This is a genomic window from Haematobacter massiliensis, from assembly GCF_000740795.1.
GTDB lineage: Bacteria > Pseudomonadota > Alphaproteobacteria > Rhodobacterales > Rhodobacteraceae > Haematobacter > Haematobacter massiliensis.
On record NZ_JGYG01000007.1, the window covers coordinates 205,595 to 229,890 of the forward strand.

The following is a 24,296-nucleotide window of genomic DNA, read 5'->3' on the forward strand; positions in this document are numbered from 1 at the left end:
GGGGCGGCTTTCAAAGTGGATTGCACTCGCCCTGCGCGGGTGAGAGGATGACCGGACCCAGCGGAAGCGAGGCGAAAATGATTGGGCGCGTGCTCGGCGGACTTGCGGCAATCGCTGTGGCGAGCGCAATCGGCTTTGGTATTTATGCTTGGCACCCCGCCATCGCACCGGTAGCCAGACCCGCGCCAGACAGCTTTGACCCCGCCCTGGTTGAAAAAGGCCGTATTCTTGCAGCGGCAGGCTATTGCGCGACATGCCACACCGCCTCGCGAGACGCGGCGCCCTACGCGGGCAACTATGCGATGAAGACCGATTTCGGCACGATCTACTCCAGCAATATCACGCCAGATCCGGAAACCGGGATCGGCACATGGTCGGAAGCGGCATTCACCCGGGCCATGCGGCAGGGGATCGGCCAACGGGGAGAGCATCTGTTTCCCGCCTTCCCTTATGACCATTTCTCCCGCATCACCGATGCGGATATCTCGGCGCTCTATGCTTATATCATGAGCAGCGTACCTCCCGTGAAGGCGGCGAAGCAGGCGAACGAGCTGCCCTTCCCGCTCGACGTGCGAGTGCTACAGGCGGGTTGGAAGCTGCTTTTTGCCGATCTGCATCCTTTCGTCCCCAACCCTGAAAAGCCCGCCGAATGGAACCGTGGCGCCTATCTGGCGGAAGGTATCGCCCATTGCGGCGCCTGCCACACGCCGCGCAATCGTCTCGGCGCGGAGCGGACTGACGCTCAGTATGAAGGCGCGCCCATCGACAACTGGTATGCACCCCCCCTGACCGCGCGGAACCCCTCGGGCGTTCCCTGGCGCGCGGCGGACTTTCACGACTATCTCGCAACGGGGGCGACCACCTATCACGGTGCGGCTGCGGGGCCGATGGCGCCTGTCGTGCATGCGGGGATCCGCCAACTTCCCGACAGCGATCTCTGGGCCATCGGCATCTATCTGGGCGATATCGTCGGCGCCGCACCTGCGGATGAAGCGCAGAACCCAGCCGTTCTCGCCGCCCTGAAGGCGGAGGCGCCGCAAGCTGACTACCGGCTGCAGGAAGGGCAGCGGCTCTACGCGACGGCCTGCGCCTCTTGCCACTACAACAGCGGCGGGATCGTGAAGGGACGGCCGGATCTGGGCATCAACTCCTCCACGCGGCTCTCGGACCCGGCCAACCTGATCCATGTGATCCTTGACGGGCTGCGCGCCGATCAGGGGATGACCGGGATCGTCATGCCGGCCTTTGGCCATGCTCTTGATGACGGTCAGGTAGCCGCCATCGCCGCCTATCTGCGCGCGACCCGCACGAAAGAACGCCCCTGGCCCGATCTGGAAAAGGCCGTGGCGCGTATCCGTGCGGAGCCGCCGCTTGCACATTGAACGGGTCAGGAGGTGACCAGATGACCAAGTTCACCCTGAACGGACAGCCCGTGACGGTGGATGCCGATGATGACACCCCGCTTCTCTGGGTGATCCGCGACATCGCCGGGCTTACCGGGACGAAGTTCGGCTGCGGGATCGGTATGTGCGGGGCCTGTACCGTGCATGTCGGCGGACGTGCGACGCGATCCTGCATCACACCGCTTTCATCGGTGGAAGGAACGGAGATCACCACGATCGAGGGCCTGCATCCCGAAGGCGCCCATCCCGTGCAGAAGGCTTGGCGCGCAATCCGCGTGCCGCAGTGCGGTTACTGCCAACCCGGCCAGATCATGCAGGCCGCGGCCTTTCTCAAGGACATCCCCGACCCGACAGATGCCGATATCGACGCGGTAATGACCGGCAATCTTTGTCGCTGCATGACCTACATCCGCATCCGTAAGGCGATCCGTGAGGCCGCGGCAGAACTCCGGGAGACGACCAATGGGTAACCTCCGTCTTCCACCACGGGGAGAGGCGATCCGCGGCCTGACGCGGCGCGGCTTCCTCATCACCCTGACAGCTGCGGGCGTCACCTTCGGCTATGCCCGCCGGGCGGTCGCCGCGATGGACCCCGCCCAGCCAGATGGCCTGCCGGTTCCACCCGTGGGTGAAGTGTTTGAGCCGACGATCTGGTATACGATCGACAGCCAGGGAAAGGTGGAGGTCAACATCATCCGTGCGGAGATGGGCCAGCATGTCGGCACCGCCATCGCCCGGATCCTCGCGGACGAACTCGACGTTCCCTGGGCAAACGTACGCATCACACATGTGGATAGTGCCGCGAAATGGGGAATGATGGTGACAGGCGGAAGCTGGTCTGTCGCGCAGAGCTGGGGAATATACCGGCAGGCGGGTGCTGCGGGGCGCATCGCGCTCATGGAAGCCGCCGCGGCACGCTGGAACGTATCGCCAGCCGATTGCGTGGCGCGGGAGGGGCGTGTGACCTCCGGCGCCAATTCGCTCTCTTATGGAGAACTCGTCTCCGACGGCATTTCGCGCGCCTTCACGGAAGATGAGCTGAAGGGGCTGCCGCTCAAACCCGTCGGTGACCTGCGGCTCGTTGGTCAGGATGTCGAGGCGCTGGACATTCCGAACAAGATCACCGGCAAGACGATCTTCGGCATTGACGCGAAGATCGACGGCGCGGTCTGGGGCGCCCCCATCCTGCCGCCGACGCGCGTCGGCTCCAAGGTCAGGACCGTCGATGACAGCGCCGCGAAGGCGGTGCAGGGCTATGTGCAGAGCATCACGCTTGACGATGCCTCCGGGACCGTTCCGGGATGGGTGATGGTCATCGCCACGAGCCATATCGCCGCGCAGAGGGCGGCAGCGCAGGTCAAGGTCACCTGGGAGGCCGGGCCGACCGCCAAGGTGACGGAGGCCGATATTCTCGATCATGCCCGCAAGCTGATCGCGGATACTGGCACGGGCGCCATCCTCGACACCGGAGACAGCGACACGGCACCTGCCTTTGCCGCCGCGGCCGACCGGCTGGAAGCAGAATATACCACGGCGACCGTGCTTCACTTTCAGCTGGAGCCATTGAACGCCGCCGCCTTTCGCAACGCTGATGGCATCTGGGAGATCCACACCGGCAATCAGTGGCAGTCGTTGATCCTGCCCAGCCTCGCCGCCGCGCTCGGGGAGCCGGAAGACCGGATCGTCATGCGCACATACATGCTCGGCGGCGGATTCGGGCGGCGGCTGAACGGCGACTACGCCGTGCCGGTCGCGCTTGCCTCCAAGGCGCTGAATGGCAAGCCGGTCAAGATGATCATGACCCGGGAGCAGGATGTGCTGTTCGACAGCCCCCGTTCTGCCTCCGTGCAGCGCGTGGCCATGGCCTTCGACGCACGGGGACAGGTCGCTGCGATGGAGCATGACGCGGCCGCAGGTTGGCCGACGCAGGTCATGGCGCCGCCTGCCTTGCCAAAAGGCACGAATGGAGAGCCCTATGATCCCTTCGCGATTTCCGGCGCCGACCATTGGTACAGCGTGGGTAAACAAAGGGTCCGCGCGATTTCCAACGATCTCGCCAATGCCACCTTCCGGCCCGGCTGGCTCCGGTCCGTCGGGCCGGGCTGGACGATCTGGGCAGTCGAGAGCTTCATGGATGAGGCAGCTCACAAGCTTGGCCGCGATCCGCTGGAGTTCCGGCTGTCGTTGCTCAGGGCCGAGGGAAGGAATGCCGGAAGCTCACCGCTCGCAGTAGGCGGCGCCGCGCGTCAGGCAGCCGCGCTCCGACGTGCGGCGGAGATGATCGGCTGGGGCAGCGAAATGCCGGCCGATACCGGCATCGGCCTTGCAACCAGCTTCGGGCAGGAGCGTGACATGCCGACATGGGTGGGCTGTGGTGCTCGTGTACATGTGGACCGCGAAACCGGCTATGTCAGGGTGGAAAAGCTCTCCATCGCCACGGACGCCGGCATCATCGTGGACCCGGATGGCGCACTGGCCCAGACGGAGGGTGCGACGCTCTGGGGTCTGTCCATGGCCCTTTATGAGGGAACGGCGTTCGAGGCCGGAAATGTACGGGATCACAACCTGGATACCTATACCCCCCTCAGGATGATCGACACGCCGGAGATCGACATCGCGTTCCTCCCCAGCTCGGAGGCGCCTGTCGGGCTGGGCGAGCCGGCGACCACGGTGGTGGCGCCGGCCATCGGCAATGCCATCTTCAACGCGGTCGGCATCCGGATGCGGCATCTGCCTATCATGCCGGACGCGGTTCTCGCCGCGCTCGGCCAGACGGCACGGAAGCTCTAATCGAACCGGAAGGCGGCGGCGACGCCGCTTTCCGCATCGGGCGCGATCCAAAGATCAAACCAGCCCGGATCGACAGTAGGCTGCATATCCGGCCCGAGATAGGCCAGTTCACCCACCCCCAGATCAAAGCTCACTTCAACCGCGCCGCCCGCGGGCACGGTGACATGCCTGAAGGCTTTCAGCAGTCGCCGCGGCTGTGCAACCTGCGCCGCCCTGTCCCGCAGGTAGAGCTGGGCCACTTCCTCTGCGTCACGGGCACCGTCGTTGGTCAACCGCGCCGTAGCGGTAAGCCGCCCGCCTGCCATCAGCCGGTCGGCCGACAGCCGCGGCGGCTCATAGCGCACCGACCCATAGGTCAGACCGTGTCCGAAGGGATAAAGCGCGCTGTCAGGCAGGTTGCGATAATGCGCGCTGTAGGCCTGATCCGCCGCCTGCGCGGGCCGGCCGGTGGACAGACGCGCATAGTAAAACGGTTGCTGCCCCGTCCTGCGGGGAAAGCTCACCGGCAAGCGACCGGACGGGGCGGCAGTGCCGAACAGCAGGTCGGCCACGGCATTCCCCTCCTCCTGCCCGAGAAACCATGTGACCATGATGGCATCGGCCTCCGCCACACGGCCGGTAAGCGCGAGGGCACGGCCGGTCTTGAGCAGCACCACGACGGGGCGACCCGCCTCCATGACCGCCTCGACCAGCGCGGCCTGCTGCGGGGGGAGGTCGATTTCTGTGCGGGAATGGCCCTCGGCGGACATCCACTGACTTTCCCCAACCGCGAGCAGGACGACATCCGAAGCGCCTGCCGCCGCAACCGCCGCCTCGATGCCACCCGGCAGTTCACTCTCGATCCCGCAGCCTGTGACCACGGTCAGCCGGTCGGGATCAGCAAGGGCCGCCCTAATTCCCGCCTCCAGCGTGATCACATGTTCCCGCTCGCCGAAAATCGACCAGGGGCCGAACGCATTGTCTGCATCCGCACCGAATGGACCAATCAGCGCGATCCGAAGATCCGGTCGAAGCGGCAGGAGCCCCCCCTGGTTCCTGAGCAGAACGACGGAGCGGCGCGCCGCCTCGCGCGCGAGCGCGATATGGCTGGGGGAGCGGACCACACGTGTCTCCTGTTCGGCATCCATCCCGCGCCAGGGATCGTCGAACAGCCCGAGCGCCTCCTTCACCCGTAGGACACGGCGTACCGCATCATCCAGCCGGGCCATCGGCACAACGCCCGCTGCCACCAGCTCCGGGAGGTAGCGCTGGTAGAGGCGGCTGTTCATCGACATGTCCACCCCGGCCATAAAGGCCAGCCGCACCGCATCGCGCGCATCTTCCGCAAACCCATGCGAGACAAGCTCGGCATCGGCGGTGTAGTCGGAGACCACATAGCCGCCAAAATCCCATTCGCGGCGCAGCACCTGCTGCAGCAACCACGGATTGGCAGTGGCGGGGATGCCGTTGACCGTATTGAACCCGCACATGACGGAGCATGCTCCCGCGTCGAAGGCAGCGCGGAAGGGCGGGAGATACACCTCTCTCAGCGCCCGCTCCGAGAGCTCCGCCCCTGCATAGTCCAACCCGCCTTCCGCCGCACCATAGGCCGCGAAATGCTTGGGCGTCGCGACGAGGGAGAAGACATCGCGCAGGTTCTCTCCCTGAAAGCCCCGCACGCGCGCCGCGGCGAAAAGGCGCCCGAGCAGGACGTCCTCCCCCGCCCCTTCCACCCCACGGCCCCAGCGTTGATCCCGCGCGATATCCACCATCGGGGCATAGGTCTGATGAATACCCGAGGCCCCCGCTTCGGTTGCGGCAGCGCGGGCCGTGCGAGCGGCAAGATCGGGATCCCAGCTTGCCGCCTCCGCCAGAGGAACGGGAAAAATCGTCCGCAACCCGTGGATTACATCGGCGGCCAGCAGCAGGGGGATGCCCAGCCGGCTTTCCTCCACCGCCAGACGTTGGGCATAGCGTGCCTGCGCCGCACCAACTCCATTGAAAAGCGCGCCGACCTTCCCCTCGCGGATCTCCTGCGCCACGGCCTGCTGACCGGGATCAAACGCCTCGGGATTGACGTTTCCCGGCCGCCAGCGGAACGGGTCATTGACGAGCGTCAGTTGCCCCGCCTTTTCCTCAAGGGTCATACGATTCAGCAATGCCTCGATCCGCTGCGCCTTCCCCGTTGCGGGAACTGCGGAAAGCATTATCGGCATCACGGCCCCCGCCAGAAGAAGATCGCGCCGGGTCATTCGAAGGCTCATGGTTTCGCTGTTCCGGGGGGAGGTCCATCGCGATTTAGAGCGCACAAGCGCCCCTTGGCAAGTCTCGCGGCGCGGGGGCGCCTCCCGATCCGCCGATCCCAGCCGCCTGCCACGCGCCGCCTCGCCTTGCCAAGGGCCAAAAATGCCGCATGTTGTCGCAGGGTGGATTGCGTCTCGCTGCCGTCAGGCTTAACCCGCCCTCACATCTCCAAGCGGAAAAGCCAATGAGCGATACCACAGTCGCAGCGTCCTCCGATCTGCCTCCGGCAGCGCTGCTGCCGCATTCGCGGAAGATGACGATCTTTGCCCTGCTGATGCTGACGATCTTCATGGCGATGATCGACGTGCAGGTGGTTTCCACGGCGCTCCCCGCTATCATCAGCGACCTGCATGGCGCGGAGCGGATCGGCTGGATCACCGCCGCGTACATGCTGGCCCAGTGCGCCACCATGCCGATCTATGGCAAACTCGGCGACATGTTCGGGCGTAAGCCCGTGCTGTTGTTCGCTGTGGTGCTGTTCCTCATCGGCTCCCTCGCCTGTGGCGTCGCCCCTGACATCAACTGGCTGATCGCCGCCCGTGTCCTTCAGGGGCTTGGCGGCGGGGGTGTCATGGTCAGCGTCTTTTCGGTCAACGCCGACCTCTTCGAGCCGCGGGAGCGCGCGAAATACCAGAGCTTCACCAGCCTCGTGCTGATGTGTGCGGCCTCCATCGGCCCGGCGCTTGGGGGAACGCTTACTCAGATATGGGGCTGGCGCAGCATCTTCCTCATCAACCTTCCAATCGGCGCGATCGTGATCCTCGGTCTTGCCTTCCTCCTGCCGCGCCGCCGCAAGTATGTGCGGCGCAAGATCGACGTGGCAGGGGCTGTGACGCTGACAATCGCCATCATCAGCATCGTCATGCTCGCCGATGTGCAGCAGGTATTCGAGGGACACGCGCTTCTTGGCGCGGCGGGGCTCGCGGCGCTTGCGCTTGTAAGCCTCCTACTCTGGGTCCGGTTCGAGCAGCGGGCGGCGGAACCGATCATTCCGCTGTCACTCTTTCAAAACCGCAGCTTTCTGCTTCTCCTGCTCATCGGGGCAGCAAACGGGGCCATCGCCATCGGCCTTGTGAACTATCATGCGATCTATCTCCAGCTTTCGACGGGCCTTGCCCCTGCCAAAGCGGGCCTGTTCTTCATCGCGATCACCTTTGGCATGGCCATAGGCTCGCTCATCGCGGGGCAGGTCATCTCACGGACGGGGCGGCTGCGGGAGCTGTTGTTGATCGGCATGGGCTTTGCCTCGCTCGGCCTGTGCGTATTGGCCTATCTTCCGGCGGGGCAGACCTCCTATGCCGTGGTGGGCGCCGTCATGATGGGGATAGGTTTCTCCAACGGGCTGGTGCAGCAGTCGCCGGTGATCGGCGTTCAAGCGGAGGCTCCGCGCAAGGATATGGGCGCCGCGACCGGGGCCGTCACGCTCCTTCGCATTGCCGGGGCGGCAGTCGCGGTTTCGGTCTACGGCGCCATTGTCTCTGCCCATCTGGAGAGTGCTGGCTCCCCCGGTTTGGAGGGCCTGCGGGCAGAGGTCGCCGGCGGCGGGCCGGGCGCGCTCGCAGCGGAGGCGCTCGTCTCCACGACCTATCACATGCTTTATCTCACTTCTGCCGGCATCGCTCTCGCCGGGCTGATCCTCGCGATCCTGCTGCCCCGGAAGCGGCTAGCAGCCTAGCGGCGCGGATCAGTCCTCGTAGATCATCTTCCGTGTCATACCCCCGTCAAGCACCAGCACCTGGCCGGTCATGAACCCCGCGGAAGCAAGATAGGAGACCGCCTCCGCCACATCCGAGGGCATTCCCACCCGCCCTGCCGGATGCTGGGCGTGGTCGCGGGGACCGAGACCTGTGCCATCCGCGATCCACCCCGGTGCGATCGCATTCACCCGGATACGCGGGCCAAGGCTTATCGCAAGCGCATGGGTCAGCGCGATCAGCCCGCCCTTGGCCGCGGCATAAGGCTCTGTCTCCGGCTCGGACATGACGGCGCGAGTGGAGGCCATGTTGACGATGGATCCGCCTGCCCTGAGCCTGGGAATGGCGGCCCGCGTCACCAGAAAGGTTCCTGTCAGGTGGCTGTCCACCACCCGCCGCCACTCGGCAAGCGACATCTCCGCCAGCGGCCCGCCATAGGGCTTCGCGATCCCGGCATTGTTCACCAGCAGGTCGATCTCGTCCCAGCCCAGACTGTCGAAGGCCTCCGCGACGGAACTCTCATCGGTCACGTCGCAGATCACCTGCCGCGCGGCGCCTGTTCCCTCCCGAATGTCGAGTGAGGCAACATCCCATCCCGCCGAGGCAAGAGCCTCGCAGATTCCCGTGCCGATGAGGCCGGCACCCCCTGTCACGATTGCGCGTTTCATGCGGCGGGAAATAGCGCTCTCTCCCGCCCCCGCCAGTTCAGATCAGCCGCATCAGCCGCAGCGCGTCATGGATGGCCGCGTGAACATTCCGTGCGGCCACGGCATCACCGATCCGGTAGAGCGTGTAGCCCCCGGAGGCGTTCGTGACGATCTCCTGCGGCGCGCCAGTGACAAGCGCCGCATAGTCCACCGCCCCTTTGTTCAGCGACCCCGGCTTGAGGCCGAAGTAGATGTCGTCGAGCGGTCGCGTGCCATGGTTGACCACCACCTGATCCACCCGCCGCTCCTGCACTGCGTCGCCGTAGTCACTGCCAAGCCGCGCGATCAAGCCATTCCCGTCGCGCAACACCTCCCGAACACGCCAGGTCACGGTCATGACCGCCCCCGCCTTCTGCAGAGACCGCACATAGGGAACGAGGTTCATGCTCATCACCTCGGGCGCGACATTTCGGTCGGGGAACACGATCTCCACCTGCCCGCCCGCCTTGGCGATCACCTCCGCCGCCTGCAGGGCAGCATGGTCGCCCGCATCGTCATAGATCAGCACATTCCGCCCCGGTGCCGCATCGCCCGACAGGATATCCCAGGCTGAGACGGTCAGATCATCGCCCCTCGCCAATACCGGGCCGTCCGGCATTCCCCCCGTCGCGACCACCACTACATCAGGCCGGGTTTCCGCGACCGTCTCCACATCCGCATAGGTGTTGAAGCGAAAGATGACCCCCCGCCGCTCGCATTCCGCCATGCGCCATCCGATCACGGAGAGCATCTCCCGCCGCCGCTCGCTCCGCGCGGCGAGGCGGAGCTGGCCGCCGGGTTGGGAAGCCGCTTCCAGGACCGTGACTGCATGACCCCGCTCCGCCGCGACGCGCGCCGCCTCCAGGCCACCTGGGCCGGCGCCCACGACCGTGACGCGCAGCGGATGCTCTGCCGCCGCGATGCGATGTGGAAGCTCGATCTCCCGCCCGGAGGAGGGGTTGTGCAGGCAGAGCGCCATCCCCCCCTGATAGATGCGGTCGAGACAGTAGTTCGCACCCACGCAAGGGCGTATGCGCTCCTCCTCCCCCGCCAGCAGCTTGGCCACCAGATGCGGATCGGCGAGATGCGCCCGCGTCATTCCCACCATGTCGAGCGCGCCGCTCGCCACTGCATGCCGCGCCGTGGCAAGGTCCGGTATCCGCGCGGCGTGAAACACGGGAAGCCCCGTTGCCGCCCGGATGCGCGCGGCGAAATCCAGATGTGGCGCGGCAGGCATACCCTGTATGGGGATGACATCGGTCAATCCCGGATCGGTGTCGATATGCCCGCGGATGACGTTCAGGAAATCGACCATGCCGGAGGCGGTCAGCCGCTCCGCGATCTGAAGGCCCATGCCACCGTCGATCCCGCCGGGCAGCCGCTCATCAAAGGTCGCCCGCAGCCCGACGATGAACTCCGGGCCGCAGCGCTTGCGGATCTCCGACAGCACATCGAAGGTCAGCCGCAGGCGGTTGTCGAGATCGCCGCCATAGGGGCCGTCGAGCGTATTCGTCAACGGCGACCAGAACTGGTCGAGCAGGTGGCCGTAGCACTCAAGCTCGATCCCATCGAGACCTGCCGCCTGCATCCGCTCCGCAGCGTCGGCATAGTCTCCGATGATCCGGGTGATGTCCCAGTCCTCCGCAAGCTTGGGAGAGGCCCGGTGCGCCGCTTCCCGCTCCCCCCCGGAAGAGACGACGGGCAGCCAGTCCCCCTGATCCCACCGCGTCCGGCGCCCCAGATGGGTGAGCTGGATCATCACCGCAGCCCCCGCCTCATGGCATTCGTCGGCCAGCTCGCGCATCCAGGGGACGACCTCATCCTTCCAGGCGAGAATGTTGTTGAAGGCGGGCGGGCTGTCGCGTGAAACGGAGGCTGATCCGGCCGTCATCGTCAGGGCCACACCCGCCCGCGCCCGCTCGCCATGATAGGCCCGATAGCGCGCCTTCGGCATGCCGTCCTCGGCATAGGCGGGTTCATGGCTGGTGATGAGAATGCGGTTGCGAAGCGTAAGGTGCTTGAGCTGGTAGGGCTGGAGGAGGGGATCGTTGGACATCGTGACCTCTGGCTATCGGTCACAGGCTTCTCCCAATTTCCCTCGCAGGCAAGCGCTGAAATGTCATTGGCGCAGCTGTGATTACCAGAGACGGCAGGGTGTTGCCCCGCCGCCCCGTCTCGCCGTCTGAACCCGTCTCGCTCTTTCAGCCCGGCCCGCCCCTTCAATAGGCGCCTTTCAATAGGCGATGGTGAAGCGGGCGCGGCTATGGTGCGGATCATCCACTTCATCCAGCATGGCCACAGCGAAATCCTCATAGGAAATCCTGCTTTCGCCTGCCGCATCGACGAGCAGTTGATCCCCGCCCAGACGGAATGTTCCCGTCCGCTCCCCCGGTCCGAACATCGCGGCGGGGGAGAGGAAACTCCAGTCCACATCCGTCACGCCCCGCAGTGTGTCAAGGAAATCGGCCCCCGGAAGCGCCTCCGACTTGTAGGCATCCGGGAACTCCGGCGTATCGACCAGCCGCTTGCCGGGGGCCACCTCCAGCGACCCTGCACCGCCTACGACCAACAGTTGCGGGATGCCCGCCTCCCGCACGAGGGTCAGCACCTGATCCGCCGTCACGTCGGCGAACCGCGTCGCGCTGATGAGCACATCACTGCCGGCAAGAGATTTCGCCAGTCCGTCTTCCGGGGCCGTCACATCGCCCTGTACGAAAGTCACACCCTCAGGAAATGGCGTCGCCGGGGCCTTGCGGGCGATAACGGTGACCGCATGGCCCCGCCGCAGCGCCTCCGCCGTCAGCCTTTGCCCGACATTCCCCGTGCCGCCCAGAATCGCAATCCGCGCCATGATCCGTCTCCATATGGTAACAAAACGTAACCAGCATATTGACGCAAGCGGCAGTCAGGCTCAAGAAGAGCCATCCGCGTTGCAAGGTAACCTTGGAGACCCCTCGATGACCCTCCATCGCTCGACGGCGAGCTATGCCAACAACTGTCCAGTCCGGGACGTTCTCGACAGGCTGGGCGATCGGTGGAGCACGCTGATCCTCCAGCAGCTGGCGAAGGGCCCGCTCCGGTTCTCGGAACTGCTCAGGGCCATAGACGATGTCTCCAAACGGATGCTGTCCCGCACCCTGCGCGCGCTCGAGGAAGACGGGCTGATTACACGCACCGTCTATCCGCTGAAGCCGCCTGCCGTGGAATATGCCCTCACCCCTTTGGGGCAGAGCTTCCTGCCGCATATCGAAGGACTGGTCCGATGGGCCGGCGAACACCACGCCGCCATCCGCGCAGCCCGAGCGGCCTTTCAGCATGCGCGGGAGGAAGCGCTGGTCTGATCAGAAAGGGTTTTCCAGCCGCACACCCGTCGGCAGGAAATCCGCGACATTGCCCGTCACCACCACGGCATCGCGGGAAAGCGCCGTCGCGGCGATCATCAGATCGGCACCGTCATGGCCTACCTCTGCGGAGAGTCGCCCCCAGATCAGCGCGTCATCGGGGCCAAACGGCAGAATCCGATCGGAGAACAGCATGACTGTGCGCTCCACCCAGTCACGGAGGTCGGCGGCAAAATCGGGGTTCCGCGCCTCCTGCCGACGGATGCCCCGTTCGATCTCCCCAAGCGTGATGACGGAGAGGAACAGTTCCTCCTCCGGTCTTGCAGCGAGCCAGCGCGCGACCTGCGGCGCCCTGTCCGGTCGTCGCACTGCGGAGATGACATTCGTATCGAGGAGATACATCAGAAGTCGACGTCTCGCGGCCTGACCTGCTGCCGCGGCGCATCCTCCAGCCCCGGAAACTCCAGCAGATGCGAAACAAAGCTCCGCCGCCCCGCTCGCGCATCACGGACCAGGCGCTGATATTCAGAGGCGGAAAGGACGACCACCGCAGGCTTCCCGCGCCGGCTCACTTCCTGAGGGCGTCCGGCGAGAGCCGCATCTACAACCGCACTGAACCGGTTCTTCGCATCCTGCAACGTCCACATGCCGCACCTGTCTAGCTATCTGGCTAGATAGATATGGCAGGCGCTGTCGAAAGTCAAAGCCTGTCCGCTTTTCGACCCGTATGTGCTTTTGAGCGGGGCATCGAGCCCCACCCAAAAGCGCTGCCGCACGCAAGCCAGACGCGATCAGCCAAAGACCCTGGTCAGCGCGACGTCTATCGCGTCGGTGATCCGGTCGATGTCCTCCGCCGTGGCGATCAGCGCCGGGCTGAGACACAGCGTATTGTTCAGCCCCGGAAGGGACCGGTTCGTCACGCCAATGATGACACCCTGCGCATTGGCCTCCGCCACGACCCGTTGAGCCAGCTTCTCATCCACCGGCTCCTTGGTCTTGCGGTCGGCCACGAGCTCCGCCCCCTGGAACAACCCCTTGCCGCGCACGTCACCCACGACGGCATGCTTTTCCTTCAACGCCTCCAGGTTGGCCATCAGCCGATCACCCATGACAAGCGTGTTGTTCAGAAGCTGCTCGTCCTCGATGATCCGCATATTCTCCAGCGCCGCAGCGGGGCCGGAGGCGCAGCCGCCGAAGGTGGAGATATCGCGGAAATAGGAGAGCGGATCGGCGGGATCGTCCTTGAACAGATCAAACACGGCCTCTGTCGTCACGGTGCAGGAGATCGCGGCATAGCCGGACGCGACACCCTTGGCCATCGTCACGAAGTCGGGCTTCACCCCGTAGTTCTGATAGCCGAACCACGTCCCTGTCCGGCCAAGACCGCAGACCACCTCGTCGATATGGAGGAGCACATCATATTTGCGGCAGATTTCCTGCACGCGCTCCCAGTAGCCTTCCGGCGGCACGATGACGCCGCCGCCGGCGGTGATCGGCTCCAGGCAGAGCAACCCGACGGTATCCGGTCCTTCGCGCAGGATGACTTCCTCGATGGCATCGGCGGCGCGCTGGCCGTAGTTCTCGACATCCCATTGCTTGCGGTATTCGAGACAATGCGGCACCTGCACGAACCCTTCCGGGAAGGGACCGTAGAGCGCCGCCCGCTCCGGCTGTCCGGCGGAGGCCAGCGCGCCGATGGTCGTGCCGTGGTAGTCGCGCTCCCGATACAGGATCTTGTTCTTGCGGCCCTTGTGATGGCGCGCCGAGATCTGGCGGACCATCTTGAACACCTTCTCATTCGCCTCGGAACCGGAGTTCGAGTAGTAGACGCGCGTGAGGCCGGGCATCTTCTCGATCAGCTTCTCCGCGAACAGCGAACCGGGGATGGAACCCGCCGACTGCGCGAAATAGTTCATGCGGATCAGCTGGTCGCGCACGGCGTCCGCGATGCTCTCGCGGCCGTATCCGACATTGACCGTCCACACCCCGCCAGAGACGGCATCCAGGAACTCCCGCCCGGCTGCGTCCCAGACACGCATCCCCTTGCCTTCCACGATGATACGCGGATCAGACGTTTCCAGCGCCTTGTGCTGCAGCAGGTGGTGCCAGACATGGGCGCGGTCGGTTTCGACCACATGAGAGAGGTCGTTCTGAGAGAAAGGCAGGTTCATGAGGCAATCCGGGTCAAGAGTGTCCCGCGGTCAGCGGGCGATCCGGGAAGGATCGCGCGAAGCGCGCTGCGGATCAAGCGCCGCATCACGCGGCAGGCCGGGAATGGCCGGGAAAATCGTGCCCTGCGAGCTTTCGCGGCATCGGCCCCCCCGTCGCCCAGTCGATGAGCTCGACCGTATGGACGACGGGAACGACGGTGCCCGAGCCGATCTGCATCATACAGCCGATATTGCCCGCCGCGATGACCTCGGGTGCCTTCGCCTCCAGCGTGGCAACCTTCCGTCGCCTTAGCTCCGCCGAAATCTCCGGCTGGAGCAGGTTGTAGGTGCCGGCGGAGCCGCAGCACAGATGCGGATCGGCAGGCTCCACCACCTCGAACCCGGCGCGTTTCAGCGCGGTTTTCGGCGCGGTCTTCACCTGCTGACCGTGCTGGAGCGAGCAGGCGGCATGATAGGCCACGCGGATGCCCTGTGGAGCCTGCTCCGGCACGCCCAATCGCTCCAGCAGTTCGGAGATATCGCAGGCAAGCCGTGATACCTCCGCTGCCTCTGCCGCCAGAGGATCGTTGCGGAACATGTGGCCGTAGTCCTTCATCGTCGTGCCGCAGCCGGACGTGTTGATGACGATGGCGTCCAGCCCCTCAACGCCGGTAAAGGCCCGGATTGCGGCCGCGGCCTGCGCATGGGCCTCCCCCTCCCGTCCCATGTGATGGACAAGACTTCCGCAGCAGCCCAGCCCGCGCGGGATCACCACCTCGCAGCCCAGCCGGGTCAGCAGGCGGATGGTCGCGTCATTGATATCGCTGTCGAGCGCGCGCTGTGCACAACCGATGAGCAGGGCCACCCGCATCCGCGCCTCCCCCTCCGCCGGGAAGGTCTGCGCGGCATCGTTCGGGCTGGGCTTCGGCAGCGCCCGTGGCGCCATGTCCAGCATCGCCCGCAGACGCCGGTCGGGCATCAGCGCCGCAAAGGGCCGTGCGAGCTGCGCCCCCCTGAGCGCCAGCCGGAATCGCCCCGGATAGGGCAGGATCCGCGCCAGCATCCCGCGCAGCAGCCGATCCATCCACGGGCGGCGATAGGTCTTTTCCACATGGACGCGCGCATGGTCTATCAGGTGCATGTAGTGCACGCCGGACGGGCAGGTGGACATGCAGGACAGACAGGACAGGCAGCGGTCCAGATGCCTGACCGTCTTTTCGTCGGCCGGGCGGTTCTGCTCCAGCATATCCTTGATGAGATAGATACGGCCGCGCGGGCTATCCAGCTCGTCGCCCAGCACCTGATAAGTCGGGCAAGTCGCAGTGCAGAAGCCACAATGGACACAGGCGCGGAGAACCTGATTGGCACGGGCGGTGCCCGGATCCTCCAGTTGCTCCGGCGTGAAATTGGTCTGCATCAGCCCATCCTTCCGGGGTTGAGAATGCCACGCGGATCGAACTGCGCCCGCAGACCCGACGTCAGCGTGGCGATCGAGGGGAGTTCGGGCGGAAACGCCCCTGCCCCAGCGCCGCGTATCCGCGTGGCATGTCCCGCTATCGGGCCTGCGAGCGCCCGCGCATCTGTCCGTTCCGGCAGCAACGCCCAGATCAACCCGCCGCCCCAGTCCAGAACGACAGGCGCGTTCAGCCGGGCGAGAAGGCGCGGCGCCTCCGAGGGCCGGATATTGAAACGCCACACATCGCCCGACTGCCCGTGGAATGGCCTGACCTCCGCGAGAGCACGCCACTGCCCCTGCCCCTCCACGATCTCCGCCGCGCCAAAGGGTGCAAGCCGCCGCGCCAATGCGACCGACCTGTGTTGGACGGAGCCTTCCAGCCCCTCTACCCGCAGCATCGCCCCGACGCCCGGCAGCCAGCCGGCCCCACTCACATCATAGGGCGAGGTCAGACCGGCGGCGAGCGCAGGCACCGCTTCCGCCGCGCCGAGATGGGGAAGCACCACCGTGGCCTGAGCCTGCGCGGCGGGAAGCAGCTTGAACGCCACCTCCGTCAGCACCCCGAGGGTGCCCCAGCTTCCGGCCATGAGCTTCACCAGATCATAGCCGGTAACGTTCTTCATGACCCGTCCGCCGTTCTTGACCACCGTACCGCTGCCATCCACGAACCGCACCCCGATGAGGCTGTCGCGGCAGGCCCCGGCCTGCACCCGTCGCGGCCCGGAGACATTCCCGGCCACGACCCCGCCGATGGTGCCGATCCCCGGCGCGCCGGTCAGCCCCGCCCAGTCGGCAGGTTCGAACGGCAGGCGCTGACGCTCCGCCGTCACCGCCGCCTCGACCTCCGCCAGCGGCGTGCCCGCCCCGACCACCAGCGTCAGCGCGCCCGGCTCGTAAAGGCGTATGCCCCGCAGGCCGCCCGTCTCCAGCACGGCGGCATTCGTCTCCTGCCGCCCCGTCGTCCGGGTACCGCCGCCGCGGATTTCCAGCGGATCGGTGGCAAGCCGGATCGCCTCGGCCAGCTCTTCCTCACTTTCAGGTCGCATTCCGCCTCCGTTCAGGCCGCGACGCGGCGCGAGGCGCTGACATGCAACGGGAACACCTTGGCCGGGTTCAGGAGCCAGTTCGGGTCGAAGACATCCTTCACCCGCAACTGCGCCTCCAGATCGTCGGGGTTGAACTGCGCCTCCATCAGGTCGCGTTTCTCCACACCGACGCCATGCTCCCCCGTCAGACAGCCGCCGACCTCGACGCAGAGCCGCAGGATATCCGCGCCAAGCGCCTCGCAAAGCTGCAGATCGCCGGGCTTGTTGGCATCGAACAGGATCAGCGGATGCATGTTGCCATCGCCTGCATGGAAGACATTTGCCACGTCCAGCCCGTAATCGCGCGACAGATCACCGATCCTGCGCAGCACCTCCGGCAGTGCGCTGACCGGGATGGTCCCGTCGAGACACATGTAATCGCCCATCTGCCCCATCGCGCCGAAGGCGGATTTCCGGCCAAGCCAGATGCGCCGCGCCTCCTCCTCCGTCCGGGCCTCGCGGAATTCGACCGGATCGTGGCGCTCCGCAATGGCCCGGATCAGCGCGATCTGCTCCGCGATCTCCGGTTCCGAGCCCTCGACCTCCACGATCAGCAGCGCCTCGCAATCGGGGTAACCCGCATGGGCGAAGGCTTCGGTCGCGATGATGCAGGGACGGTCCATGAACTCGATCGCCACGGGCAGCACGCCCTCCCGGATGATGTCGGAAACACAGGCCCCCGCCACCTCGTTCGCCGCAAAGCCGATCAGCACCGGTCGCGCCCCCTCCGGCTTGGGCAGGATGCGCAGCCACGCTTCCGTTACGATCCCGAGCTGTCCCTCCGAGCCGCAGACCACGCCCAGCAGATCAAGCCCCGGCGCATCGGACCATGGGCCTCCGATCGTCACTACCTCCCCCGCCATGGTCACCAGAGTGACACCCAGCAGGTTGTTCGTCGTCACGCCGTATTTGAGGCAATGCGCCCCGCCGGAATTCATGGCGATATTGCCGGAGATCGCGCAGGCAAGCTGCGACGAGGGGTCGGGCGCATAGAAGAACCCATCCGCTTCCACCGCCCCGGTGACGGAAAGGTTCGTTCGCCCCGCCTCCACCCGGATGAAGCGGTCGTCGTAATCGACCTCCAGCACACGGTTCATGCGGGCAAGACCCACGACCACCGCATCCGCCGTGGGCATGGAGCCGCCTGCAAGGCTCGTCCCCGCGCCCCTCGGCACCACCGGCACCCCTTCTGCCTGCAGGATCCTCAGCGCCGCCGCGACCTCTGCCGTCGTGCGGGGTAGCACCACGGCGAGCGGCGGGCAGCGATAGGCCGACAGCGCGTCGCATTCATAGGCGAGCGTCTCGGCCGGATCGTCGATCACCGCGTCCGCAGGCAGAACGGCGCGAAGGGCGGTAACGATCCCTGCCTTGCGGGACAGAATCGCCGCGTTCGGCTCCGGCATCTGCATGGTGGCTCCTCCCCCTCGCTCCCACCGGCCACAGTGGAGCCGCGCGGCGGACCGCGCAACCCCTCAAAGTTTCAGGTACCAGGGCGCCCATGCTTCCCGTCCGATGGGAAGACGCCTCCCGTCCGGCACCACTGCCGCCATGACGTCCGCCTGCGAACCCTCTCGGGCGCTGGGTCAGGCGGCCTGCAGCGCCTTTGCCTCCCGGCGGCGGGCATGAAGCACAGGCTCCGTGTAACCCGAAGGTTGCTCGACGCCCTTGAAGATCAGGTCATGCGCGGCCTTGAAGGCAGGCCCGTCGAACGACGGAGCCATGGGCCGATAGGCCGCATCGCCCGCATTCTGCCGGTCCACCTTCTCCGCCATGCGGCGCAGCGCATCCTCCACCTCGGCCTTCGTGACCAACCCGTGCACCAGCCAGTTGGTTACGTATTGCGAGGAAATCCGGCAGGTCGCGCGATCCTCCATCAGCGGCACGTCGTTGATATCCGGCACCTTGGAGCAACCGATCCCCTGATCCACCCAGCGGACGACATAGCCCAGGATGCCCTGGCAGTTATTATCCAGATCGCGCGCCACCTCCTCCGCCGAGAGGTTGCGTCCGGCCAGCAGCGGCGGCGTGAGCAGCGTGGCGAGCGGCGGACGCTTGCGGGATTTCAACGCTTCCTGCCGGTCAGCGACATTGACCAGATGGTAATGCGTGGCATGCAGGACGGCAGCAGTCGGAGATGGAACCCAGGCTGTCGTGGCGCCTGCCTCCGGATGGCCGATCTTGACCTTCAGCATCTCCGCCATGGCATCTGGTTTCGCCCACATCCCCTTGCCGATCTGCGCGCGCCCCTCGAAACCATCGGCCAGCGCCACATCGACATTGCCATCCTCATAGGCCTTGAGCCAGGCTGCGCCCTTCATTTCCTCCTTGGGAATGAAGGCGCCCGCCTGCATGGAGGTGTGGATCTCGTCGCCCGTCCGGTCGAGGAAACCCGTGTTGATGAACACGATGCGGTCCTTCACCGCGCGGATGCACTCACCAAGGTTGGCAGACGTGCGCCGCTCCTCATCCATGACGCCCAGCTTCACGGTATTGCGCGGCAGGCCAAGGATATCCTCAACCCAGGCATAGGTACGGTCGGCGAAGGCGACTTCCTCCGGCCCGTGCATCTTCGGCTTCACCACATAGACAGAGCCCTTGCGGCTGTTGCGCGGCCCCTCGCTCTTGCGAAGATCATACACTGCCGCGGCCACGGTCATAATCGCATCCATGATGCCCTCGGGCGTCTCCTGCCCGTCCAGCAGCACCGCGTCGGTGGTCATCAGATGGCCGACATTCCGCACCAGCATCACCGCGCGGCCCGGCAGGGTGAGCGTGGAACCATCCGGGGTGGTGAAGGTCCGGTCCTCCGCCAGGCGGCGGGTCATCGTCTCGCCGCCCTTCTGGAAGGTGTCGACAAGCGTTCCGGTCATCAGGCCAAGCCAGTTGGCATAGACCTCCGCCTTGTCAGCCGCGTCCACGGCAGCGATGGAATCCTCGCAGTCCTGAATGGCGGTCAGCGCAGCCTCGACCACCACGTCGCGCAACCCGGACGCGCTGTCCTTGCCGACCGGATGGGCCGGGTCGATCACCAGTTCGATATGCAGGCCGTTCTGACGCAGGAGCCAGCTTTTCCTGTCCCCGTCTTCGGTGAATCCCACAAAAACCGCTGGATCCTCAAAGGGATGCTCCGCCTCTCCCACCAGCGCCACCAGCGACGCGCCGTCGCGCTTCCACCCGGTGACATCCTTGTGCCCCGCCCCCGCGAGCGGCACGGCCCGGTCGAGGAAATCCGCCGCCCAGGCCACCGCCTGCGCGCCCCGCTTTGCGTCGTAGCCCTTGCCTTCCGCCTTGCCGGGCAGCGCATCGGTACCGTAGAGCGCGTCATAGAGCGAGCCCCAGCGCGCATTGGCCGCGTTGAGCGCGAACCGCGCGTTCATCACCGGCACGACGAGCTGCGGCCCCGCGACAGAAGACATCTCCGGGTCCACCTCGGGCGTGCCGATGGTGAAGGCCGGGCCCTCGGGGACCAGATAGCCGATCTCGCGCAGGAAGGCCTCATAGGCGGTGGCATCCCACGGCTGGCCCTTGCGCTCCAGCACCCAGCCGTCGATCTTCGCCTGAATATCCTCACGCTTCTGCAGAAGGCGGCGGTTCTCCGGCGCAAGCTCGGCCAGCATCTCGCCATAACCTTTCCAGAACGCATCGGCCTTCAGGCCGATACCGGGCAGCAGCGTCTCCTCGACAAAGGACAAGATTTCGGGCGCGACAGTCAGGTTCGCACGGGGCATGTGGTTGGTCATAGGACTCTCCCTCTCTTGGAGGACAGCATAGAGGCGGGGGTTGCGGGGCGGCAGGGGTTTTGGCAAACTTTTCCACGATACGGAAAATCAGCAGGCGATTCTGGAAATGGCAGATCACGGCTCCGTGCAATCGGTGGAACGGGCGCTTACCCTGCTGGAGTTGCTGGCCCGTCAGGAAGACGGCGCGCGGCTTTCCGATCTCGCGGCGGAGGCAGGGCTGGCCGCCTCCACCGTTCACCGCCTGCTGACCACGCTCGAACGCCGTCGCTATGTGCAGACCGATGCCGCTGGCCGCTGGCATGTCGGACGGCAGAGTTTTGCCGTAGGGCAGGCCTATTCGGCCCGGCGGAGCTTCATCGCCCCCGCCATGCCGTTTCTCCGCCAGCTTCGCGACCAGACGCGGGAAACAGCCAATCTCGGCATTCTGGAGGAGGGTGAGGTCGTGACCATCTGTCAGGCGGAGAGCCGGGAAATCACCCGCGCCACAGCAGCGCCCGGCGGACGCACGCCGGTCCTTTGCTCCGGCATGGGAAAAGCCATTCTCGCCACCTGGGAGGATGACTCGATCGCGCGGTTCATCGACCGCTTCGGCATCAGACCCTTCACTCCGCGCGGCCTCTCCTCCGCCCAGGCCGTGATGCAGGAGATCGCGGCAATCCGCGCACGCGGCTACGCCGTGGATGACGAGGAGTTCGTTCCCGGTCTGCGGTGTGTCGCCGCGGTGGTCCGCGATCCGAATGGTGACGCGGCCTGCGCCCTTTCCATTTCCGGCCTTGCTGCCCGAATGCCGCCCGACCGGGTGGAGGACTTCGGCCGTCGTGTCGCAGGTGCAGCCGCGCGGCTGACGGAAGCGCTCGGCGGTCAGGCAGGGAGCTGAAAGCGCCAGTCGCTGGTCCTATGCGGGCTGTTAAATGTCGCACCGCTCATCTTTCATTGGCGCGATACGAGCCGCTCATTGCGCCTTGGGAATGGCGCGTGATGATAGTCGACCGGAGCCATATTCAAGCCGCCTATAGGTACGCCCGCCCTTTCTTAGCGGCTTCGGTTCTGCGGACCATCCGTTTCACCGACCTTGAACCCGGCCAGCCGACCCTCACAACCACAACCACAACCACAACCACAACCACAACCACAACCACAACCACAACCACAACCACAACCAAATGGCTTTCCCCCTTGCCTCTCCTAGGCAAGGCAGAAGTCGCGCTCTCTAGGCCGTCCGGCGACGCAGGTCTTCGAGATAGGTCTCTGCCGGATCCGGGGCATTGCCGCGATAGGCCTCCACCTGAACGACACAGGTATGTGCAGAGCAACCCTGACCAAAGCGCGACGTGCCGATGTCCAGTGTCAGCACGTTGGGATTGCCCGAGAGCTCCGGTCCGTCCTCCGGGGAGGTGAGCCACGATCCGGTCGGTAGGAACACGACACCCCGCGCGATGCGCGCTGTGACCTCGGCCGTGGCGAGACACGCGCCGCGCGTGTTCCACAGACGCACCGCATCGCCATCGCGGATATCCAGCAGTTGCGCGTCCTCTGGGTGGATCCGCATCCGCTCGCGCCCGGACCGCTTCCCTGCACGACTGGCGGCAGCGCTTTCCAGCTGGCTGTGCAGCCGCCCCTCCGGCTGACCGGAGATCAGATGGAGGCCCTGCGACCCGTCCCCGAGCCATTCGGCTGGCGGCAGCCAGGCGGGATGGGCAGGGCAATCCTCGTAGCCAAGCGCGGCGAGCCGCTGGCTCCCCAGCACGATCCGACCGCTTTCCGTTGGCAGGCGATGCGCCTCGGGATCCGCGCGAAACGCTGCCAGATAACTATGGTCCGCCTGCACGGGAACGCTGGTGGTTCCCGCCTCCCAGAAGGTATCGAAATCGGGCATCTCGTGGCCGAAGCGGGTCGCCGCATCGGCGCGCGCCTCCTCATAGAGATGCCGGATCCAGCCGATCTCGTCCCGCCCTTCGGTGAAGGCCGCGCCTACCCCGAGCCGGCCCGCAAGCGCCGCGAAGATGTCATAGTCGTTCCGCGCCTCGCCCAACGGCGGGATCGCCTGCTTCATCGCCGCCACGATATCCGATCGCCGGTTGCCCGCCAGATCGTTCCGCTCGATGGAAGTGGTTGCCGGCAGAACCAGATCCGCCCGGAGCGCGGTCGCGGTCCACATCGGATCCTGCACGATGACCGTTTCCGGCCGCTGCCAGGCCAGCGCCAGCCGGTTGAGATCCTGATGGTGGTGGAACGGGTTGCCGCCAGCCCAGAACACCAGCCGTGTTTCCGGGTAGCGGTAAGTCTGGCCTTCGTAATCGAAAGGCTCACCGGGTTTTTCGAGCAGGTCGGTGATGCGGGCGACCGGGATGAAGCTCGCGTTCGGCTTGCGGCCCTGACTGATGGCGGGCGAGCGCGAGACGGCAAATGGCGCGCCCACCCCCCCGAGCGAACCGTAGCCATAGCCGACCCCGCCCCCCGGCAATCCGATCTGCCCGATGACAGCCGCGAGCCCCAGCGCCGCCCAGAACGGTTGCTCCCCGTGATGGGCACGTTGCAGCGACCAGCTCACCGTCAGCATGGACCGCTTCCGCGGAAGCGCCGCCGCCAGCGCCCGGATCGCGCCCGCGTCCAGCCCAGTGATGGCGGCGGCCCATTCGGCATTCTTGGGAACACCGTCCGCGCCCTTCAGATAATCCAGATAGTCCTCCGACCCGCTCGTCGCGCGGGCCAGGAACTCCGCATCCTCACCCCCCGCCAGAACGATCTCCCCCGCCAGACCCAGCATGAGCGCGGTATCGGTATTGGGCCGTATCGGCCACCATTCCGCGGGCACCCAGTCCGGCAGGTCGTCGCGGGAGGGGGAGACGAGCACGATTCTCATGCCCCGCTCCACCAGCCGGGCAAGATACCCCTCCAGCCGATGCGCACCGATGCCGCCCGCTTCGTTCTGCGCCGTCCGTGGCGTCAGCGCGCCGAAGACGACCAGTGTTTCGGTATGCTCCGCCACACTGTCCAGCGTGTTGGCCCTGCCCGCGCAGGCATCCTCGGAGCCGAGAACATGGCGCAGGATCACCGGCCCCGCCGCGACGGAGTAGGTATCGACATGCCCCGTATAGCCGCCGACGAGGTTCAGCATCCGCTTCAACAGGCTCGGCGCATGATGGAACCGGCCGCAGGATGTCCAGCCATAGGATCCCGCGAAGATCGCGTCATTGCCGTGGTCCTGCCGCACCCGGTCGATCTCTCCGGCGGCAAGCGTCAGCGCCTCGTCCCAGTCGAGCGGCACAAACCGCTCCCGTCCGCGCCCGAGGCCATCGGGCACCCGGCCCGCCCGCTTCGCCGCGATCCAGCTCTCCCGCGCCATGGGGCGCAGGATACGGCGCTCCGGCTCTGCCCAGTCCGGCACCGAGGCGATGATGGGCGAGGGCGAGGGATCGTCGCCATAGGGTTCGACCCCCACGATGGAGCCGCCATCGACAAGGATCGTATAGGTGCCCCAGTGGCTGCAATGCGGCACGCGTCGAATGGCGTTTGTCATGGTCGGCCCCCCATTTGATCCCGCCGCCCCGCGGGTGAGACGACCATAACCCTGCCATTCGCCGCCGCAAGGGGCCGCCTGGGGCAACAGCCGGACCGTGATGCAGGACGTCCGCCGCAAGCATGGCGGGAATGGCGCTCCCCCGGAT

Annotated in this window: 18 protein-coding genes; 6 read left to right on the plus strand and 12 right to left on the minus strand. The window is 66.0% G+C overall.

From position 1 onward, the window contains the following. The first annotated feature begins 77 nt into the window (after positions 1–77). The 3 genes from CN97_RS12045 to CN97_RS12055 are packed head-to-tail and all read left to right on the plus strand — an operon-like array spanning position 78 to position 4,193. On the plus strand, positions 78–1,382 hold the full coding sequence (locus CN97_RS12045) for a c-type cytochrome (RefSeq protein WP_035711690.1): 1,305 nt from the start codon (positions 78–80) through the stop codon (positions 1,380–1,382). A 20-nt stretch (positions 1,383–1,402) separates the two neighbouring features. Then, the gene (locus CN97_RS12050) at positions 1,403–1,873 is read left to right on the plus strand and encodes a (2Fe-2S)-binding protein (RefSeq protein WP_035711693.1); all 471 of its coding nucleotides are present in this window, start codon (positions 1,403–1,405) and stop codon (positions 1,871–1,873) included. Continuing rightward, a complete protein-coding gene (locus CN97_RS12055; protein ID WP_035711696.1) occupies positions 1,866–4,193 on the plus strand; it encodes a xanthine dehydrogenase family protein molybdopterin-binding subunit in 2,328 nt (775 codons plus the stop codon). The genes CN97_RS12050 and CN97_RS12055 overlap by 8 nt, the downstream gene beginning before the upstream one ends. Here the strand turns inward: CN97_RS12055 and CN97_RS12060 are convergent. Continuing rightward, entirely contained in the window at positions 4,190–6,424 is a 2,235-nt protein-coding gene (locus tag CN97_RS12060; RefSeq protein WP_211253692.1) for a glycoside hydrolase family 3 N-terminal domain-containing protein, read from the minus strand. The two genes, CN97_RS12055 and CN97_RS12060, sit on opposite strands and share 4 nt — an antisense overlap. 236 nt (positions 6,425–6,660) lie before the next feature. Between CN97_RS12060 and CN97_RS12065 the strand changes: the two genes are divergently transcribed. Then, entirely contained in the window at positions 6,661–8,151 is a 1,491-nt protein-coding gene (locus CN97_RS12065; RefSeq protein ID WP_084684136.1) for an MDR family MFS transporter, read from the plus strand. A gap of 9 nt (positions 8,152–8,160) precedes the next feature. Here CN97_RS12065 and CN97_RS12070 read toward each other — a convergent pair whose 3' ends face one another. From CN97_RS12070 to CN97_RS12080, 3 genes are all read right to left on the minus strand, one after another. Next, positions 8,161–8,838, minus strand: coding sequence for an SDR family NAD(P)-dependent oxidoreductase (locus tag CN97_RS12070; RefSeq protein WP_035711702.1), 678 nt, complete (start codon positions 8,836–8,838; stop codon positions 8,161–8,163). Between the two features lie 37 nt (positions 8,839–8,875). Beyond that, positions 8,876–10,912, minus strand: a complete 2,037-nt coding sequence (locus CN97_RS12075; protein WP_035711705.1) for an NADH:flavin oxidoreductase — start codon at positions 10,910–10,912, stop codon at positions 8,876–8,878. 177 nt (positions 10,913–11,089) lie between these two features. Beyond that, complete coding sequence (locus CN97_RS12080) at positions 11,090–11,707, minus strand: NAD(P)-dependent oxidoreductase (protein WP_035711708.1); 618 nt, start codon at positions 11,705–11,707, stop codon at positions 11,090–11,092. Positions 11,708–11,813: 106 nt separating this feature from the next. Between CN97_RS12080 and CN97_RS12085 the strand changes: the two genes are divergently transcribed. Beyond that, positions 11,814–12,197 (plus strand): winged helix-turn-helix transcriptional regulator, encoded by a 384-nt coding sequence (locus CN97_RS12085; RefSeq protein WP_051911200.1) that lies wholly within the window; start codon positions 11,814–11,816, stop codon positions 12,195–12,197. On the opposite strand, the gene CN97_RS12090 is transcribed toward CN97_RS12085, so the two are convergent. From CN97_RS12090 to CN97_RS12125, 7 genes are all read right to left on the minus strand, one after another. Continuing rightward, the gene (locus CN97_RS12090) at positions 12,198–12,599 is read right to left on the minus strand and encodes a type II toxin-antitoxin system VapC family toxin (protein ID WP_035711710.1); all 402 of its coding nucleotides are present in this window, start codon (positions 12,597–12,599) and stop codon (positions 12,198–12,200) included. Then, positions 12,599–12,844 (minus strand): type II toxin-antitoxin system Phd/YefM family antitoxin, encoded by a 246-nt coding sequence (locus CN97_RS12095; RefSeq protein ID WP_035711713.1) that lies wholly within the window; start codon positions 12,842–12,844, stop codon positions 12,599–12,601. The genes CN97_RS12090 and CN97_RS12095 overlap by 1 nt, the downstream gene beginning before the upstream one ends. A gap of 144 nt (positions 12,845–12,988) precedes the next feature. Then, entirely contained in the window at positions 12,989–14,368 is a 1,380-nt protein-coding gene (locus tag CN97_RS12100) for an aminotransferase family protein (protein WP_035711714.1), read from the minus strand. 85 nt (positions 14,369–14,453) lie between these two features. Then, a complete protein-coding gene (glcF, locus tag CN97_RS12105; protein ID WP_035711716.1) occupies positions 14,454–15,764 on the minus strand; it encodes a glycolate oxidase subunit GlcF in 1,311 nt (436 codons plus the stop codon). Beyond that, entirely contained in the window at positions 15,764–16,849 is a 1,086-nt protein-coding gene (locus CN97_RS12110) for an FAD-binding protein (protein ID WP_035711718.1), read from the minus strand. Before CN97_RS12110 ends, glcF begins: the two co-directional genes overlap by 1 nt. Before the next feature lie 11 nt (positions 16,850–16,860). Then, entirely contained in the window at positions 16,861–18,297 is a 1,437-nt protein-coding gene (locus CN97_RS12115; RefSeq protein WP_035711720.1) for an FAD-linked oxidase C-terminal domain-containing protein, read from the minus strand. A 174-nt stretch (positions 18,298–18,471) separates the two neighbouring features. Then, positions 18,472–20,628 carry a malate synthase G gene (locus tag CN97_RS12125; protein WP_035711724.1) on the minus strand — a complete coding sequence of 719 codons (2,157 nt, stop codon included), beginning with the start codon at positions 20,626–20,628 and terminating at the stop codon, positions 18,472–18,474. Positions 20,629–20,734: 106 nt separating this feature from the next. Here CN97_RS12125 and CN97_RS12130 point away from each other — a divergent pair, with 106 nt between their 5' ends. Beyond that, positions 20,735–21,505 (plus strand): IclR family transcriptional regulator, encoded by a 771-nt coding sequence (locus CN97_RS12130; RefSeq protein ID WP_035711889.1) that lies wholly within the window; start codon positions 20,735–20,737, stop codon positions 21,503–21,505. A gap of 333 nt (positions 21,506–21,838) precedes the next feature. On the opposite strand, the gene CN97_RS12135 is transcribed toward CN97_RS12130, so the two are convergent. Then, a complete protein-coding gene (locus CN97_RS12135) occupies positions 21,839–24,148 on the minus strand; it encodes a molybdopterin-dependent oxidoreductase (RefSeq protein WP_035711726.1) in 2,310 nt (769 codons plus the stop codon). Between the last annotated feature and the right edge of the window lie 148 nt (positions 24,149–24,296).

Bases quoted from the DNA above. Each gene is read 5' to 3' on its own strand.
- CN97_RS12085 (WP_051911200.1), top strand. From the start codon at position 11,814: ATGACCCTCCATCGCTCGACGGCGAGCTATGCCAACAACTGTCCAGTC.
- CN97_RS12130 (WP_035711889.1), top strand. From the start codon at position 20,735: ATGGCAGATCACGGCTCCGTGCAATCGGTGGAACGGGCGCTTACCCTG.
- CN97_RS12075 (WP_035711705.1), bottom strand. From the start codon at position 10,912: ATGTCCAACGATCCCCTCCTCCAGCCCTACCAGCTCAAGCACCTTACG.
- CN97_RS12135 (WP_035711726.1), bottom strand. From the start codon at position 24,148: ATGACAAACGCCATTCGACGCGTGCCGCATTGCAGCCACTGGGGCACC.
- CN97_RS12050 (WP_035711693.1), top strand. From the start codon at position 1,403: ATGACCAAGTTCACCCTGAACGGACAGCCCGTGACGGTGGATGCCGAT.
- CN97_RS12060 (WP_211253692.1), bottom strand. From the start codon at position 6,424: ATGACCCGGCGCGATCTTCTTCTGGCGGGGGCCGTGATGCCGATAATG.
- CN97_RS12065 (WP_084684136.1), top strand. From the start codon at position 6,661: ATGAGCGATACCACAGTCGCAGCGTCCTCCGATCTGCCTCCGGCAGCG.
- CN97_RS12125 (WP_035711724.1), bottom strand. From the start codon at position 20,628: ATGACCAACCACATGCCCCGTGCGAACCTGACTGTCGCGCCCGAAATC.
- glcF (WP_035711716.1), bottom strand. From the start codon at position 15,764: ATGCAGACCAATTTCACGCCGGAGCAACTGGAGGATCCGGGCACCGCC.
- CN97_RS12045 (WP_035711690.1), top strand. From the start codon at position 78: ATGATTGGGCGCGTGCTCGGCGGACTTGCGGCAATCGCTGTGGCGAGC.
- CN97_RS12080 (WP_035711708.1), bottom strand. From the start codon at position 11,707: ATGGCGCGGATTGCGATTCTGGGCGGCACGGGGAATGTCGGGCAAAGG.
- CN97_RS12095 (WP_035711713.1), bottom strand. From the start codon at position 12,844: ATGTGGACGTTGCAGGATGCGAAGAACCGGTTCAGTGCGGTTGTAGAT.
- CN97_RS12110 (WP_035711718.1), bottom strand. From the start codon at position 16,849: ATGCGACCTGAAAGTGAGGAAGAGCTGGCCGAGGCGATCCGGCTTGCC.
- CN97_RS12100 (WP_035711714.1), bottom strand. From the start codon at position 14,368: ATGAACCTGCCTTTCTCTCAGAACGACCTCTCTCATGTGGTCGAAACC.
- CN97_RS12070 (WP_035711702.1), bottom strand. From the start codon at position 8,838: ATGAAACGCGCAATCGTGACAGGGGGTGCCGGCCTCATCGGCACGGGA.
- CN97_RS12090 (WP_035711710.1), bottom strand. From the start codon at position 12,599: ATGTATCTCCTCGATACGAATGTCATCTCCGCAGTGCGACGACCGGAC.
- CN97_RS12055 (WP_035711696.1), top strand. From the start codon at position 1,866: ATGGGTAACCTCCGTCTTCCACCACGGGGAGAGGCGATCCGCGGCCTG.
- CN97_RS12115 (WP_035711720.1), bottom strand. From the start codon at position 18,297: ATGCAGATGCCGGAGCCGAACGCGGCGATTCTGTCCCGCAAGGCAGGG.